Raw genomic sequence first — 17477 nt, forward strand, 5'->3', positions numbered from 1 at the left:
CTATAAGGTAGCCAAGTGAAAATTTGTTCTTTGAGTCAGGGAGGCAGTTCCCGAGTTGTTTCCTACCTGTACTTTGGGGCGGAATTCATCCGTAGCTACCGAGCTGGCGCCACCTTGAATTAAGGCATCGCTCAACTCACTTCGGGGAATCTTGGGATTATTACTTTTACTGAATACGTAAAAATTCATTTGGCAGGAAACGCCAAGAATGGATGCAGCTTTTCTGATTGCCTCGCAAGTGCTGCTATATAGTTCCTTGTTGGCCCTGATTTTTACTTCGTCGTTTTTAGTGTCGATGTTTTCTGCGTTAAGGTTCTTGGCATAAATGTTCGCGAGCAGTACTTCCGGTGATACATCGTAGAAATTGGCCGCAAATTTTACAGAAGAAGCGACGTCATTTGCATTTGTGGCATCAACTCCAAATGTCCAGGTTTCATTGTCTATAAGGGCAGCTTCTTTGGATACGCTGGCAGAGCGATCTTCAAAGGGTGACATGGCTACGGCGTAGTTTCTTGTTTTCCAGACCGATAGGCTGTGTAGTGTGGTGCGCAGCACATAATTTCTGGTAACGCTCTGATTTCCAAAAACCAGACTCACATCGGTTTTGAAAGCATACTTATCTTCAGCCACAGAAGTGGCACCGTTCTGACCGATCATCTAAAAATCCCTTTAAATTAGTCTTTAATCCAAGTTAGAAATTATGTGCTTGTATTGAGTCTCATCTTCTATTTCTTTAGATCGAAAACCGCTAAATACAATTTCATTAATCGATGCAGATTCTTTCGCGTGAGCGATAACGTCATTACCGCTGTCGCCGATGACTTCCCACTGTTTTTGATCAAAACGGATTATTTTGGATACATCGATAAGTTCAAATTTCTTGTCGAGAAGTCCATTTCGAACTTTTCCAAGGATTTCCTCAAATGTGTTCAGTAGATCACCTGAATCTGAAGTTGGTACAAATACCTCGCTAAAGTAGAACTCGCAGTCGTCAAAATCGACATCGCAGCCGGGAAGGGGATGGCATTTTGTAAATACAATCCATATATCAGTTGAAGTCATTTTTCGTTCCATCTAAAAAATCTGAAAAGAAGTGGAGGTGAGTAGCTAATTTATACGAAAAAATGGTTCGGTTGTTCCAGTTTTGGATTCGGGTATTTTTTACTCACTATGATTAGGGACGTTTATATCACAAAGTAATTCGCAGTCCAGTAGGGAACTGGATTGAATGCAGGTAACCGTGGTATCGCGTGAGACTTTCCCTAGAGCCTGGCGGTTAGCAGCATTGCCTGCGCCAGCTTCACCGAAGACTATTTCGCGTCACTGTGCCATGGCCCGGCGGCGATGCTGAATGTCACCGGCAAAATGACAAGCAGATTACTGCCGGCAAAAAATCGCGGGTTTCAGTAGTGAGGAAGTGAATAGGGTCCAGATCAACTGTTTTGTGCACATTGATGTCTGCTGATTTTTTGCATCATTTAACCTGAGGCCATTCGGAACTCATTTTCCTAAAGGTCAGGACTTAATTTTTTGAAAAAATATGCGATTCCAATGAGGTGCTGAATGTTGATTTGAACCCAATTTACGAGGTGATCAGCTCGCGAGCGCTATATCTTTATGACAAATGGTAAACCCTATCTTTTGGTGAGATAAAAATAGTGGGGAGGGCCAAATTGTAGGTCCTCCCTCCCCCCCAAAAAAAATATATATAAGGTTGAAGCTAAGCGTCGATCGTTGATCTGGATCGATTTATTAGGCGTGTTTTCTTACTTTTAACGTCAATAGATCTAGCATTTGACATTGTGATATTCGCGAGGTCACACAGCTTCTGCTTATCTAGGTCCGTGGTGTGAAACATGTGTAAATGATATGCAACTAAAGTCTGTAGGATTTTAAAGGAAAAGGTGTTAGCCCGTAGATCTCTTGATAACTTTTTTAATTGATCGATTGGAAGTCTTCCGGGGCGCACTAATTCTGTGGCAGCCTCGAATAGTCTATAAGATATGGAGCCATCATCTCTAACAACAGCAGATATATCTTCGCGTAGACGATCTGAAGTTACGAATAGAGCAGTTTTCGCAATTAATCCAGTACAGATCATGCCAACGACTTCGAAAGCGGCTTTTTGAGATAGTCTGCTTAACTCGTCTATATCATCTATTTTCTTGACTTTATCACTTATTGCACGCTCAATGTCCTTAACTAGGCTCTCGGGATCTCTAAGAGTTTCCTCTAGAACGAAACGTAATAGACGGAGCGGTCCTCCGAAAACTTCCTTCAAATATTCTGATTTCTTGGATCTTTCAATGGAGCCGTAGTAGTTTTTTGTTATTTGACCTAAGATTTCAGCAGTTTTAATAAGGAGATTGAATTTCTTGGATATATCGATTGCTTCGTTAGCATCTGAATCGTCGCTATCTTCAGTGTTGTCCCCATCATCCTCTATAGCGTCGGCAGCTTTTCGTTGTTCAACCTGGGATCTTTCTACATCTATTTCTTCAATAACAAGCTCTGCAGAACTTGCAACTAAAGCATTTAGTGATTCCACATCATTGTCTAGATCTAACTCCGCAACGTCAGCAAAACATTTTTGCAGCGCGAATGAAACTTGATCCGTGAGCCAAGAATCATTTACATGGTGAGATAGAAAAAGAATGATTCCAGAATTTTCACGTTTATTCAGGTTCTCACACAACCCGCCTACTAGGCCTTTTATCTGCTCGTCGTGTAATTTTTGCGCTAAATATTTCCCCACGAAAAAATAGTATACATATGGGTAGGGGAAGGTGTAGAAACCATCGGAAGCGGACAATATTTTTGCGCGAGTAAGAAGTTTTAATCGGTTATCAAAGTCAACGGATGTATATTTTTCCGAGAAAATTTTGTTAAACTCTCTTAATTTATTCGTATATATTTCTTTTGTTTCTTCACACCTATAAAACCAGGCTAAGTTAGAAAGATAGTTGAAAATTTCGTTTAGCTGGTCATTTCTTACGCCGCACTCTTTCAGGCTTTTCGTGATAAGGTATTGGTAATAATAAGCGAATCCGGCATTTTCTAGCTCTCCTTCTTGCTGATTTTCACAGCTTTGGAGCAGTATAAGTATGTATATTGGTCTGGGCGGTACTAGGTTTTTCCCTATAACTGTGTTGATTAGTGTTTCTACGCTGTGGACCTTTTTGTCGAGTTCTTGCTTTGTTTCAATATTCCCACACATGCACCAGTTTTTAATTAGCTCGTGACGAAGCTGATATCCAAAATTCTTTATTTCATATGTATCGTATTCGGAAAAAGTTTTAGATAGTGACTTGTCGATTAATTCGTTGAGCTCGATTTCTCCGGATCCGGATATGATGACAGAGTCAAACTTTGCTTCAATAAATTTTATTATTTTATCTTTGTTCTTTATCGATCCGGGTAGTCGATCAAACCCATCGATAAAAGCGATTTTTTTTCCTATTTCAGAAGTTGAGTATGTATTTGGGTCTTTGTATTGTTTTTCGATTTTTCGTTTTAGCGTGTTGCTGAGTTCATGCTGTGAGCTTGATTTGAAATCAAAGCTATCGAAGTAAACAGGTAGTAGTCCAGACCCATGTGCATCAAGATACATTTTTTTCAATAGGAATGATTTGCCTGACTTATCTTCTCCCAAGACTAGAATTTTAGTATTTTTATTAGGTTCTAATTTGATTTGGCTGGCTGATATAGTTCTCCGTTCCACTGACTGTTTGTCTTCTAGTTCGGGATATACGAAGACATCTTTAGCTTCTATTATTTTCTTTTCGGGATGTGAAAAATTGCCGCCCGCATCCATGAATTCTTCAATTATACTTTCATGTAGGGCTGTTTTTTTTAATTCGGAGTTTTCTGATAAGGGAAGTATTGGGAAGGACTTTTCACTTTCTACGATAGCTTTCTCACCAGAAAATACATATCTACTTTCACTCGCGGATGCGTTCGTTAAGTCGAACTTTATGCAGGAAAAACCATCGCTTACACCTGGTTCGCAAGATTGAAGTGCCGAAGATTCGAAATAAAGACTCTTTCCGTGATCAGACTCGTCAATAAGCCCAGAAGAGGTGTTGTGTTCATGTCCAGAAAAAACAGCATCGAAGTCTCTTCTCAACGATTTTCTAAGGGGATGATATGATTGCTGCCCATACCAATTAAGTGGGTGGTGGATTACTGCGATTCTTAGGTCTGAATCGCAATTTTTCACGTGGGAAAACTTTTCAATAGGGAAGGTTAGTTCGCCCTGCTTTTCTTTTAATTTTGACATCCATGCTGCATTAATGACGGATATTTTTACAGATTTGCCGGCGACTGGTATCAGATAGTCAACCCATAATTTATGTTCGAATATTGGCTTTAGTGTAGATATTTTGTCTCGAAAAGCAAAGAAATCTGATTGCACCTCGGTGCATTTCTCTATTATCGATTCATCATTAGCTTGTTCTGGATTGGACGCCAGTGAGTCAATAACTATATTTCGAATTGAACAAGCTTTAGAAAAATCACAGTCATGATTTCCGGGGGCAACGACTATGTGCGTTGCTATTTTATATTTTTCTAATATTTCATTTTTTATTGTGCTAAGCAGTGTTGATGCTAATTCATACTCTGCCTTTTTTCCGCTAAATGCGATATCGCCTGAAACAATAATCAGGCAGCAATCTATATCTCCAGTAAGGTTGCTCAAAGAGCTGTAAATTTCCTTTGTGTTTACATGAGCCTGATTAAAGGAAGATTTTATATGTATGTCGCTAAGATGAAGTACGCAGAAAGTCATATTAATGCCTGTTTATAATTTTCTATGTAATGTCTTTAAATTCGCCAATTTCAGTGTAAAAAAATTATGATTTAACCGAGGTCGGTTGCCGGGGCTGGCTTCTCATTGTTTATTTTTTTGTGGCGTAACAAGTTTTGCCATTCAATGGTGATACATTACCGGCCGTGATGCGCGTCCCCTTTATATTGTGACGTACTTTATAACATGCTGGTTTTCAACTGACGAGACGATCTAATCTGTTGTGGTTTTCGAAGTTTGTACTCACTAACTTTGGGCGCATACTTGTCGCCTATCGGTGAGAAGTTTCGTGGAATAGATTTTTTCTTTAGCTTGATAAGTGTTCGCTAGCGTGTATCTGGCATAGCATTTTGGTATTTCAGGGAGGCATTTCCTAAAGCCGCATCCCCACCATTCATACCCAATTTAACCTCACGCCACCGACACCCCGTCGCCCAACCCCACCACTCCTGCTATCTTCCTCTGCATAACTATGCAAAGGATCGCCCCATGCCCCGCAACCTTACCGCCTCCCTGGCGCTATTGACCGCACTCTCCATTCCGGCCCTCGGCCTGTTCGGCTGCGACCGCTCCAGTACCCAAACCGAGCCGAAGCCCCAGACTGAGGTGGCATCTAAAGCCTCGGATCAGAAAGAAACCAAGCCTGAATTCGCCATCGAGTATGAGCAGTTCCAGCTGGATAACGGCCTCAATGTGCTGTTCCACATCGATCGCTCCGACCCGGTAGTGGCGGTGTCGCTCACCGCCCATGTGGGTTCGGCGCGGGAGAAAGAAGGCCGCACCGGCTTTGCCCACCTGTTCGAGCACCTGCTGTTCCTGGAGTCCGAGAACCTGGGCAAGGGTGGATTGGATGCGATGAGTGCGCGTATTGGCGGTTCCGGGGCCAATGGTTCCACGTCCCGCGATGTCACCAATTACTACCAGACAGTGCCCAAGGATGCGCTGGAGAAGATGCTGTGGGCAGAGGCCGATAAGCTGGGCTGGTTTATCAATACGGTGACCGATCCGGTGCTGGCGAAAGAAAAGCAGGTGGTAAAGAACGAGAAGCGCCAGAGTGTGGATAACCGCCCCTACGGCCACAGCCAGTACGTAATCGATCGCAATCTCTACCCGGAGGGCCACCCCTACAGCTGGCAGGTGATTGGCTCGCTGGAGGATCTGGACAACGCCACCCTGGACGATGTGAAGACCTTCTTCCGCCGCTGGTATGTGCCCAACAACGTGACTCTTGTGGTGGCCGGGGATTTTGATCCGGAAGAGGCCAAGGCGCTGGTGAAAAAGTATTTCGGTGAGATCCCCGCGGGGGAGGCCATCGAGCGCGCACCCAAGCAGCCGATCACTTTGAAGGAAACCAAGCGGCTCTATTACGAGGACAACTTCGCCCGTCAGCCCCAGCTGAGCATGGCCTGGCCCACGGTGCCGCGTTACAGCGAAGACAGTTATCCACTGTCGGTGCTGACGGAATACCTGTCCAGTGGCAAGCGCGCGCCTCTGTACCGGGTGCTGGTGGAAGACGAACAGCTCACCGCGCATGTGGCCATGGGCGCGTACGAATCCGAACTGGCGGGGCAGGTTCAACTGGAGGTGCAGGCATTCACCGGTGGTCATCTGGACGCGGTCTTCGCGGGCATCCAGAAGGGCTTTGCCCTGTTTGAAAAAGAGGGCATCGGCGAGGAAGACCTGGAGCGTATCAAGGCGGGGCAGGAAGTGGCGTTCTACAACAGCCTCTCCAGCGTACTGGGCAAGGGTTTCCAGCTGGCCCAGTACCAGATTTACGCGAATGACCCGGGGTATGTGACGGAGGATATCGAGCGGCTGCTGGCGGTCACCGCGGAGGATGTGCAGCGGGTGTACGACAAGTACATCAAGGGCAAGCCCTACGTGGCCACCAGCTTTGTGCCCCGCGGTGAAAAGGCGCTGGCGCTGTCCGGCTCCACGGCCGCGCAGGTGGTGGAAGAGAAAGTAGTGGAGGGCGCGGAAGCGCAGTTTGATGCCTCCGCCAGCGCGGCGTACGAGAAAACCCCATCAAGCTTCGACCGCGCCAAGGAGCCGGCCTACGGCGACCCGGCGGAAACCTCGGTGCCGGATGTGTGGCAGGGCAAGCTGGACAACGGGATCGAAGTTTTCGGTATCGAAAACAGTGAGGTGCCGGTTGTGACCTTCAGCCTGGTGATCGATGGCGGCATGCTGCAGGAGAGTATCGATAAAACCGGTGTGGCCAACCTCACCGCCATGCTGATGGAGCGCGGTACCAAAAACCGCACCCCGGAAGAGCTGGAAACCGCGATTCAGAAACTGGGTGCCAGTATTAATGTGTCTGCGGGGCAGGATGCGTTCCGCTTCAGTGTGACCACCCTGGCGCGCAACTTTGATCAGGTGTTCGCGCTGTTGCAGGAAATGCTGCTGGAGCCGCGCTGGGACGAGAAAGAACTGGTGCTGGCGAAGAAGAGCGTTACCAGCCAGATCAAACGCGCGGAAGCCGAGCCCAATGCCATTGCCGGCAAGACCTTTGCGCGCTTGCTGCACGGCACAGACAGTATCCGCGGTCACAGCGGCCTGGGTACCGAAGCCTCCGTTGCGGCCATCACCATGGATGACCTCAAGGCCTTTTACAAAAACACCCTGTCGCCCTCGGTAGCCAGCGCGCATGTAGTGGGCGATATCCCGCAGGCGGAGTTTATGGCCGCCGCAGCGCAACTGGCCAAGCAGTGGCCCGCCAAGCCAGTGAAAATTCCCGAGCCGGAATCCAGGCCCGCCAAGCCCGGTATCTATTTTGTCGATGTGCCGGGTTCCAAGCAGTCGGTATTGCGTATCGGCCGCCTGGCAATGCCGGCGGTGTCGGAAGACTATTATCCGGCGGTGTTCACCAATTACATTCTTGGCGGTGGTGGCTTCGCCTCGCGCCTGATGCAGCAGCTGCGGGAAGGCAAGGGCTACACCTATGGCATCGGTTCCAGTGTGTCTGGTGGCAAGACCGAGGGCCGCTTCTCGATCGGCAGCGGCGTGCGCGCGAATGTCACCGCGGAATCGGTGCAACTGATCCACGACATTCTCAAGGAGTACGCCCCCACCTACACTGAGGCCGACCTGGAAAACTCGCGCTCTTATCTGGTGCGCGCCAATACCCGCGCGTTTGAAACCGCGGGCGCCAAACTCGGCCTGCTGGAGAACATGAGTGAATACGGCTGGCCTGCGGACTATGTGCGCGAGCGCGAGGCGACCGCCAAGGCCATGACGATTCCCCGGGTGCAGAAGATTGCCGAGACCTATATGCAGCCGGATTCCATGATCTGGCTGGTGGCGGGCGATCGCGCTAGCCAGTTCGAGCGGCTTGAGAAACTTGGTGTGGGTGACGTCACTCTGGTGGAGGATCAGCAGTCGTCACAGTCGGACGAACCTGCTGCCGAAGCTCTTGGCGAGGACTGATAACGACAGGTATTAGGGGCAGGTATTACCGGCAGGATTGCTCGAGCACGGCGATACGCGCCTTGTCTTCGCGGCTTTCCTGCTGGCGGTATTTCTGCGCGGTCGCCTGATCCAGGGCGATGTAAACCCAGAATATATTGGTCGCCAGCAACAGGGTGCTGAGCAATAGGATGATGATTGTTTTTGCACCCATGTTCAGTGGCTCGCCTCGGCAGAATGATTGGCCATCGCTTTCTTCAATCGCGCGTAGAGTGCGCTCGCGTCTATCCCCAATTTCTTAAGCTTGAGTGGCTTTTTTAATCCGCTGGTGGTGATCCACAATTCCGGGTAGCGATTGCCATAGGCGATATTGTCGTTGATCCGAAGCCGTTCGATGTCTGCAAAAGCTATCCGTTTTTTTTCAAACGGATAGCGGACCTCAACAGCGTTGTGCAGGATGCGCACACCGCAGGCGGTGGTGATGTACTCGTGGAGAACAGTGATGATGGTAAACGACATGGCACCGTAGCCGAGCCAGGGGTGACCCAACTGCGCCACGTAAAACCCCATGATCAGAAGAAACAGCGGGCCCAGCGCGTAGGCCATGTGGTAGCTGCTGCTTCGGCCAAAACGACACGCTACCGCTCCGCGGCTGTTCATCGCTATCTGGTGCGCAATGATTTCCCGAAGATCCTCGAAGTCCTGCAGGTGGAAGCTGGCGCTCAGCAGCAGCTTGCTGTCGGCATCGCTCAGGTAAAGGTACTGCAGGAAGGTATTCTCCTGCTGACTGGCGATCGCGCCCCAGGGGATCAGCCCCTGTTCCCGCCCACGGTATTGATACCAGATACCTTCCTCGTCGATCGCCAGTGCCCGATAGGGTGCCCTCTGTCGCTGGTAATAGGCATAGACGGCCGCCGGTCCCAGCAAGCTGCAAAACGACAGCGAGAGGATGTACGCCGCTCTTGCGTCGAGCGGCTCCAGGTCAGGGTTGAGAAGCGGGATCAGTGACAGGGCGGCACTGAAGGCGAAGAGTGCCGTGAAGATCTCCTGCCAGCGCCGCAGAAAGCGCAGGTGGTGGTCGAAGATCACATATTCCGTCATGGGGTGCGCTCACCGGTCCAGATTTTGTTTCTTGAGTGCTTTTATCGTCTTGATGGCGAGCCGGGAATCCCATCCCCGGAAGGAACTGGGCGAGTTATCCACAGGCTGCGGCGTGATTTATAACATGTGAGTTCGGCGGTTTGCAGAGAAATATTCCCATGAAAAGCCCTGTTTGCGACGTGTCTCTATGCGATCGAATTAAGAGGCGGGTAATCGCCAATTAACCAAGCGGCAGTGGATTATTATTGCTCTGGAGGTAACCCGTAATACAAGGCCTGGCCAGTGGCCCGGTCTTTTTGTGTGAATAACCAGGGGTGAGCGCAATGGACTACAAACTCTACTACTGGGACCTGCCCTTTCGCGGCGTGTTTATCGAAATGCTGCTGCAGGATGTGGGCGCCAGCTACCAGCGGCTGGATGCCAGTGAAATCTACCCCGACAAGTGCCTGACCATCCAGAACCCGGGCATGGCGCCGCCTTACCTCTACGATTACGGCATCCGCAAAACCATCGCGCAGATGCCGGCCATCCTGATGCACCTGGCGCATAAATACGACTACCTGCCAAAGCGCGCCGAAACCCACACCCTGGCCCTGAAAACGATTCTGGACTGCAACGATGTGTTGATGGAAATCACCAACTACAACGGCATGCAGATGTGGGAAAAAGCGCGCTGGGACGCCTTTCGCTACGGCCGCCTGCCGGACTGGATGCAGATTTTCGAGAACACCGGCCTCGCCCACGGATTGCACGATGGCAAAGGTTTCCTGCTGGGCTCGACCATCTCGGTAGCGGACATTGCTACTACGGCGCTGTTCGGTACCATGATGTACGCTTTTCCCCAGCTGGAAAATGACGTGCAGGAGAATGCCCCGGCGATTGCGGGGTTGTGTCGGCGCATTGAATCCCGAGCGGTCATTGCGCCATTTTTAGAGCAGCAGCGGGCAAAGTACGGCCGCGGATACTGCGGTGGTCAGATAGAGCGCTCACTGCGCAAGGTAATGGATGAATGAATAAGAAACTGGCCCGCTTGCTACAGGTGTCGCAGCGGATATACCAACGCCGCGGGTTTGTATCCCTTGGGGCTTTTACCCTGTTGTTCCTCGCAAGCGTTAGTACACACGCCAGCGTTCTGGAGAATACCACTTGGCGCCTGTCAGAATTCCGCTCGATGAGTGATGAGGTCGGCTCCATGCGGCCGGACAACCCTCTCAGTGTACAGATCCGTTTCGGGGCAGATGGCACCGCAAGTATGCAGCTGGACTGCAATCGGGGTAGTGCCAGGTGGCAGCTCAAATCCTCCACGGATCCTTCCAATGGCCAGTTTGAATTGGGCCCGGTAGGGGCGACGCTTGCTCTCTGCCAGGGTAATAATCTGGGTGAGAAATTCGCACGTGATGCGCCCATGTTGCGTGGTTATATGATCCGTGATGGTCGGCTGTCTCTCAGCCTGATGGCGGATGCCGGCATTTATATATTTGATCCGATTCCACCGAAGGCCAGTGTGGAGCAGGGCGGACCCAGGGTATGGGAAGTGACTGGCGCACCCTCCGGGCTGAACCTGCGCTCGGCGGCTTCCGCCTCTGCCAGTATCGTGGGGCGCTTCGCCAATGGCGAGCGTCTGGATAACCTCGGTTGCGAAACGGCCGGCGGCCGGCTGTGGTGTAACGTTCAGCAGTTTGGCGGCGGCCCGGTGGGCTATGTCGCCGCAGATTACCTGACTCCCGCAATCGCTCCCGATGGCTCCATGCCGGCCGGTACAGACGATTCGGCACTGCGCGCGGGCAAGGGGGATTTCGATGCAACCGGCAATGTACCCTGTGGTGATCAGTGGTGTGAATTTGGCGTGGCGCGCGCTGGTGGCGGTTTTGCTACTGTGGTGATCACCCGCGCGGACGGTATGCGACGGGCGCTGTTTTTCCGGATGGGGATTGCGGCCGGCGCCGATACCGCGGAAGCGGACGGACAGCGCCCATTCAGTGCGCGACGCGAGGACGATAATTATCTGATCCGTGTCGGTCCCGAGCGCTACAAAATACCGGATGCAGTGATTTTCGGCGGCTAGTCGAATTAGCGCCCACCTTGTAATGACATAAAAAAAGGGGAGCCGGCGCTCCCCGCAATGTCTCACAGGAGGGATCCCGCAATCGGGACTTTGTGCCGGGTTAGAAAAAACCTAGCGGATTGGTGTCGTAGCTCACCAGCAGGTTTTTGGTCTGCTGGTAGTGTTCCAGGGCGCGTTTGTGGGTCTCACGGCCGATACCGGATTTCTTGTAGCCACCGAAGGCCGCATGGGCCGGGTACTGGTGGTAGCAGTTGGTCCACACGCGGCCGGCCTGGATATTGCGGCCCATGCGGAACGCCAGGTTCATATCGCGGGTCCAGACGCCGGCGCCGAGGCCATATTCGGTGTCGTTGGCGATTGCCAGGGCCTCCGCCTCGTCCTTGAACGTGGTGACACCTACCACCGGGCCGAAAATTTCTTCCTGGAAAATACGCATCTGGTTGTGGCCCTTGAGCAGGGTGGGCTGTACGTAATAGCCCTTGCGGAAGTCGCCCCCCAGCTGTTCGACGCCGCCGCCAAAAATCACTTCGGCGCCCTCGCGCTGACCGATTTCGATATAGGTCATGATGCGGTCGAACTGTTTCAGTGACGCCTGGGCGCCAACCTGGGTTTCCATATCCAGCGGGTTGCCGCGCTTGATCGCTTTGGTGCGCGCCACGACATGCTGCATAAAGTCGTCGTAGATGGACTCCTGAATCAGCGCGCGGGATGGACAGGTGCAGACTTCCCCCTGATTGAAAAAGGCGAGCACCAGCCCTTCCACCGCCTTGCTGATGTATTCCTCTTCCTGCTGCATCACATCGGCAAAATAGATGTTCGGGGATTTGCCGCCCAGCTCTACGGTGGAGGGAATCAGGTTGTCGGCCGCGCATTTCAGGATATGGCCACCCACGGCGGTAGAGCCGGTAAACGCGATCTTGGCGATGCGGTTACTGCTGGCCAGCGCCTGGCCGGCTTCCTCACCAATGCCATTGACGATGTTCAGCACGCCCGGGGGCAGCAGGTCGCCGATCAGTTCCGCCAGTACCAGGATGGAGGCGGGTGTCTGCTCGGCAGGCTTCAGTACCACACAGTTGCCGGCGGCCAGTGCGGGGCCGAGTTTCCACGCGGCCATCAGCAGCGGGAAGTTCCAGGGAATGATCTGGCCGACCACGCCCAGCGGCTCGTGCAGGTGATAGGAGACGGTGTGTTCGTCCAGTTCTGCCATGCTTCCCTCCTGGGCGCGCAGGCAACCGGCGAAATAGCGGAAGTGATCCACGCACAGGGGAATATCGGCGGCGATGGTTTCGCGTACGGCCTTGCCGTTATCCCAGGTCTCGGCAACGGCGAGCCGTTCCAGATTCTGTTCCATGCGGTCGGCGATCCGCAGCAACACATTGGCGCGCTCTGCCGCGGGTGTTTTGCCCCAGGCGGTCTTGGCGGAGTGCGCGGCATCCAGTGCCAGTTCGATGTCTGCGGCGCCTGAGCGCGGCACTTCACAGAAGGCCTCGCCGGTAACCGGGGACACGTTTTCCATATAGTCACCGTCGACCGGCGGTACCCACTCGCCACCAATAAAGTTTTCGTAGCGCGGTTTAAAGTGAATCAACGCGCCATCTTGTCCTGGCTGTGCATAGATCATCGCGGTTTTCCTCTTTCGAGTCGTTGTTATGTCGCTGAGCTCCCCGCGTGCGTTGTTATCTGTCAGTACGAGGAGTAGTCTTGAAGCGCGGGCGGTGGCCCGGCTTTTTTTGGTTTGAGCGATGAAAACATAGGGGCTGCGGGAGTCTCTGGCTTTCCTCTGAGTACAGATCACTTGATTCTGAATCCAGAACCGCAAGCGCAACGTCAGCAACAATAACTAAAAAGAAAACTATGACTGGATTAACCATTCGCGGTCGCAACAAACCGCGGGAGCTGGTGGAAAACCGCGTCTCCTTCGCCGGTCCCAGCTCTGAACTCAGCGTTTACGATACCTACCTTCCGGCAGAGCGGGTTGGCCTCTGTTCCGGTGAGCTCCTGTATTGCGGCATGATCAGCGGTCGCAAGATTATGCACGGGGCAAAAAACTACCGCGCAGAATTTGTTCCCCAGGAATCCTTTGTGATGTCGCCGGGCGAGCAGGTATTCATCGACTTCCCCGACGCCCGCCTGGAAACCCCTACTTCCTGTCTCACTATCGAAATTGCCCGCGAGCGCGTGGAAAATATCTGCGCGAAATTAAATGGCGCGGCGGCGGTTCAACCGGAGTTCGAAGACTGGCGCTACCGCCCGGATACGCTGATCCACACCCAGCACAGCCAGGCGACCCAGGCGCTGTTGCAGCGGCTGGTGACCACCTTTACGGAAAATTCCAGTGACCGGGATTTACTGGTGGATCTGGGTGTGAGCGAGCTTGTCGTGCGTATGCTGCGGGAACAGATGCGCACTTTCCTGCTGAAGGTGTGTGAAAACAATCCGGAAGTGAATGGGCTGGGTGCGGCGCTGCACCTGGTGCAGACGAAACTCGACCAGCCGCTGGATATCGACCAGCTAAGCCGTATTGCCTGCATGAGCCGCAGCCGTTTTTACAGCGAGTTTAAAAAACACCTGGGTTGTACCCCGGCGGAATTTCAGCAGCACCTGCGGATGCAGGCGGCAAAGGAACGCCTGGCACGAGGCGAGACGGTCACCCGTGTGTGTTTCGATTTGGGCTACCGCCACCTGAGCCATTTCAGCCGACGCTTTCACCAGCAATTCGGCATGAGCCCCAAGCAGTTTCAGGAAAAACAACACTGAGTTTTTGGGCTTGGGGTACCGGGCGAACAACAACGGCGAGATTAAGAAAGAAAAAAGGCAGCCCGACTTGGGCCGCCTTTTTTTCGAATTCCATCGATACTTGTTTTATCGATGGCTAATTTCTCGATGATCAGTAGGTCTACTTGGCGTGGCCGACCAGCGCATCGCAATAGGCATTGTTGGCAGCAGGTAGATAGAAGGCACTTTCCACCGCCGGGTAAGCGAAACTCGCTACCTGCGCATCGGCCTCCGCACTGTAGCTCTGGCCAATAAGGTCAAAGTAGGGGCGGTAATCCAGGCCGGTGGCGCGGCTGCTGGCGATCAACAGCCAGTCGTTGTTGTCGATGGCATTGGCCTGCTCTCGAGTATAGCTGGAGAAACCCAACGCGTCCTTACCGGCCTCCCAATCGCTGTCATTGCCTTTGGCGGCATTGAATGCGCGCTCTAAAATATGCAGCCGCGGGACCAGGTTCCAACCATCATCCAGCGCGCCGTTTTCTTCGGCGTGCATCATCATTTCAATGATCAGTGCTACCCCGTAATTCCAACCGCTATAACCCCGGGCTGCCATATAGGCGGCCGGGTCGGCCTCACCCTGGCTGGCCGCAAGATCGCCGCTGATGGTATCGAACGGCAGGTTCTGGCAATTTGCCGCAATCCCGTCTTCGTCCTGTGCCCGGGACTTGGGGTAGTAGGAATAGAAGTTGGTGGTGGCGTGTCCCTCAAAGCCGTTGAACTTGAAGCGACCGCTTTCCACGTTGTGGCCAACTTCATGCAGGTCGCCGTGGCCGAGAACCGAGAAGTCCCAGGTCGCATCGTAAGGATTGCCGGAGCAGCCGGCGCCACAGGTGGATTGATCCATGTTGCCGTGCTGGACCTGATCCCATACTGCCAGCTCGAAACCGTTGTCCGCGGCAAAGTTGTGGATTTCCGGCACGACGTCGATGCCTTCCCCCTGCACCCCGGCGGCAATGCGCAAATAGTTGTGATGGTACTTGGTGATATAGGTTTCCATTTCGCTCGGGGTGTCCCAGCGGCTGTCCTGGGACAGCGAGCGGCTCAGCCTGGTGCCGAGAGAATGGACCTCGAAGTAGTCGGTGACGATTTCGGCCCAGTCGTATTGATCCGCCGCTAGTGCCGCCGCGAAGGCAGCATCGTCGCCACCGGTTTGCCAGAAGGGATGCTGGCCGACATTACTGAATGCGAAGGTCATGTCGGTGCCTTTGTCGGAGAAACCGATCTGCACCGGGCCGCCGTAGGGCGAAGTGACGGCGATGGTCTCGCCGGCTTTGATTGGCAGCTTGGTGGACTGCAGGAACTTCGGCCGCGTGTAGCCCCAGGTCGGGCCGTTAGCGCTCGGGTACATATGGCGGGTGGAGCCGGTGCGCTGGGTGTTGATAAATACCGAGGCATCAACGTCGCGGTTGCTGTCGGTGCGGGTGACGGTAAAGGTCTGCCCCGGCAGCGCGTAAACACCTGCGGCGCGGAACGAGCGACGGCTGGTGAGGTTTACCGTTTTATCCACCGGCGTAATGTGGCTGAAATCCGCGCGGCTGAAATTGCCGAGGTCCGGTTGTCCCGGATTGTGTTGCCGGCTGTTGTACACCATGGCGTCGGCAAAATACGCCCTCAGGAAGTCCACGGTGGGAGTGGTGTCTTTCCACATGGGGAAGGCCACGCTTTCGCGGTATTTGTCGGCCAGCAGGAGCAACAGTTTTTCCAGCCGGTATTTGCCGTCGATGCTGAATATATTCAGTGACTGCTGATCGAAACGTCGCGGTATACCCTGCAGGTTATTGCTCGCGCTGCTGAATTCACTGGCGTAGGCCGCGATATTGCTGCAGTTGTTGTCCTCATCGGCGCACTGGGAAATATCGAAGCTGAAGCTGTTGTTTTTGAAGTTTTTTACCAGGCCGGCAATCTGGGTGAGGCTGGAATGGCTCGCGCGCATCTCTTCCGCGGAAGTCCAGTTGGCGGCATCCTGGGAGAAGTAGTTACCTGCACTGCCCGGACTTTGTGTCTGCACCTCAAAGAAGCTCAGGATCGGATTGGTCAGCGCGGTAGAGTTCCAGCTGTTGGTATGCACATACAGCAGGGATTGCTGGTTGTTCACCGCCAGCTGCAGTGCGGCGGTTACCGAGTCGGTTGCCATCGCGGTGTCGGTTGCACCGGTGATGATCAGGTCGGCGCCGTTCAGGCAGCTGCTCAACTCCGCTTCCACCGCGCAGCGGTTAATGACGGCCTGACTATTTTGTCCCTGTAACCAGCTTTCTGTGGCACTCATGTTGCCGGAACTCATTTGCATCAGCGCCACGGTGACCGCGCCTTCGCCGGAAAGGCTGGTGTCTTGTGGGGCCAGCAGCCAGTCGAGCAGATTAATCATCGGCTGCGAAAATTCCCCGTGACCGCCGCCATTGAGATCCACGATAACGTTGTCGCCCATGGCGACGGTGCGGTATCCGGATTTATCGGTGGCGGTTACGAAGGTGTAACCCTGGTTGCCGTTTACGACTTCCAGCACATCACTCAGGCTGTCGAGAGAGAAGTAACGTGAATTTCGGCTGGGATCAAAAACAATGGGGCCCTCGCCAAAAATGGCCGCGTGAAAGTCGGCAACCATTTCCTGGCGCTCGGCCACGCGATCGAGAATACGCTGCTCCAGTTCACTGGTTGCGGCGGGCAGCAGTGCGGGATCGCCGGCCGTTACGGCTTCGTCAATGCGGTCTTTGAGGGTGACGGCGATGGTATCGCTGGCACTGGAGGTTGCACTGCTTACGGTGAGACGGAATTCGAATGCTTCCGTCTGCATTGAGGAAGGGTAGAGAACTTCCGTTTCTGCCGCGTCCGCCGCGGTAAAGGTGACCGCGGGACCGGAAACTTGCTGCCATTGGAAAGTGAGGGGGCCATCGCCACTGACGCTGCTCGTCAGATTCAGTAGCTGGTCGTTGTACAGGGTGATTGGATCCGGCAGCGTCACGGATACCGGGGTCGGGCTTGAGCCGTCACCGCTATCTTGCCCATCACCATTATCGGAGCCGTCGCTCCCATCATTACCGCCATCTCCGCTATCACCGCCGTCCCCCGGATTTTCAACCGGGTCGTTTACTGGCGTATCGCTGGAGGAACTGCCACCGCCGCCACAACCGACGAGTGCGAGAAGCGTGAAAATCAAAAATGATCTGGTAATGGGTTTTATGGTCATTGTTGCCCTTGAGTGAAGGTTACCTATCTGGACTCGTTGCAGGCGCGCCGGCCCGCCTACGATGTGCGCGGCATATTATGCGGATGTAGCCGGATCTCGCTTGATCTCGGGCGGAGTAAGTTAAGTTTTTGACTGAATTG

Annotated in this window: 11 protein-coding genes; 4 read left to right on the forward strand and 7 right to left on the reverse strand. The window is 52.9% G+C overall.

What is annotated here, in order from left to right:
• The 3 genes from GRX76_RS05045 to GRX76_RS05055 all read right to left on the reverse strand — a co-directional run bounded on the left by GRX76_RS05045 (position 1) and on the right by GRX76_RS05055 (position 4789).
• Positions 1-657, reverse strand: a complete 657-nt coding sequence (locus GRX76_RS05045; protein WP_160152311.1) for a hypothetical protein — start codon at positions 655-657, stop codon at positions 1-3.
• Between the two features lie 24 nt (positions 658-681).
• Positions 682-1062 (reverse strand): hypothetical protein, encoded by a 381-nt coding sequence (locus tag GRX76_RS05050; protein WP_160152312.1) that lies wholly within the window; start codon positions 1060-1062, stop codon positions 682-684.
• A 658-nt stretch (positions 1063-1720) separates the two neighbouring features.
• Entirely contained in the window at positions 1721-4789 is a 3069-nt protein-coding gene (locus tag GRX76_RS05055) for a metallophosphoesterase (protein ID WP_160152313.1), read from the reverse strand.
• Between the two features lie 507 nt (positions 4790-5296).
• Between GRX76_RS05055 and GRX76_RS05060 the strand changes: the two genes are divergently transcribed.
• The gene (locus tag GRX76_RS05060; RefSeq protein ID WP_160152314.1) at positions 5297-8233 is read left to right on the forward strand and encodes a pitrilysin family protein; all 2937 of its coding nucleotides are present in this window, start codon (positions 5297-5299) and stop codon (positions 8231-8233) included.
• A 25-nt stretch (positions 8234-8258) separates the two neighbouring features.
• On the opposite strand, the gene GRX76_RS05065 is transcribed toward GRX76_RS05060, so the two are convergent.
• Positions 8259-8426, reverse strand: a complete 168-nt coding sequence (locus GRX76_RS05065) for a hypothetical protein (protein WP_160152315.1) — start codon at positions 8424-8426, stop codon at positions 8259-8261.
• Between the two features lie 2 nt (positions 8427-8428).
• Complete coding sequence (locus tag GRX76_RS05070) at positions 8429-9313, reverse strand: hypothetical protein (RefSeq protein WP_160152316.1); 885 nt, start codon at positions 9311-9313, stop codon at positions 8429-8431.
• 323 nt (positions 9314-9636) lie between these two features.
• Between GRX76_RS05070 and GRX76_RS05075 the strand changes: the two genes are divergently transcribed.
• Positions 9637-10326: a glutathione S-transferase family protein gene (locus GRX76_RS05075; RefSeq protein WP_160152317.1), complete on the forward strand. Its 690-nt coding sequence runs from the start codon at positions 9637-9639 to the stop codon at positions 10324-10326.
• Positions 10323-11378, forward strand: coding sequence for an SH3 domain-containing protein (locus GRX76_RS05080; protein WP_160152318.1), 1056 nt, complete (start codon positions 10323-10325; stop codon positions 11376-11378). Before GRX76_RS05075 ends, GRX76_RS05080 begins: the two co-directional genes overlap by 4 nt.
• A 100-nt stretch (positions 11379-11478) precedes the next feature.
• Here the strand turns inward: GRX76_RS05080 and GRX76_RS05085 are convergent, their stop codons facing one another.
• A complete protein-coding gene (locus tag GRX76_RS05085) occupies positions 11479-12999 on the reverse strand; it encodes an aldehyde dehydrogenase family protein (RefSeq protein WP_160152319.1) in 1521 nt (506 codons plus the stop codon).
• Between the two features lie 233 nt (positions 13000-13232).
• Between GRX76_RS05085 and GRX76_RS05090 the strand changes: the two genes are divergently transcribed.
• The gene (locus GRX76_RS05090) at positions 13233-14135 is read left to right on the forward strand and encodes a helix-turn-helix domain-containing protein (protein ID WP_160152320.1); all 903 of its coding nucleotides are present in this window, start codon (positions 13233-13235) and stop codon (positions 14133-14135) included.
• A gap of 139 nt (positions 14136-14274) precedes the next feature.
• Here GRX76_RS05090 and GRX76_RS05095 read toward each other — a convergent pair whose 3' ends face one another.
• The gene (locus GRX76_RS05095) at positions 14275-17337 is read right to left on the reverse strand and encodes an ImpA family metalloprotease (protein ID WP_160152321.1); all 3063 of its coding nucleotides are present in this window, start codon (positions 17335-17337) and stop codon (positions 14275-14277) included.
• Positions 17338-17477: the final 140 nt, after the last annotated feature.

Source organism: Microbulbifer sp. ALW1 (assembly GCF_009903625.1).
Classification (GTDB): Bacteria; Pseudomonadota; Gammaproteobacteria; order Pseudomonadales; family Cellvibrionaceae; genus Microbulbifer.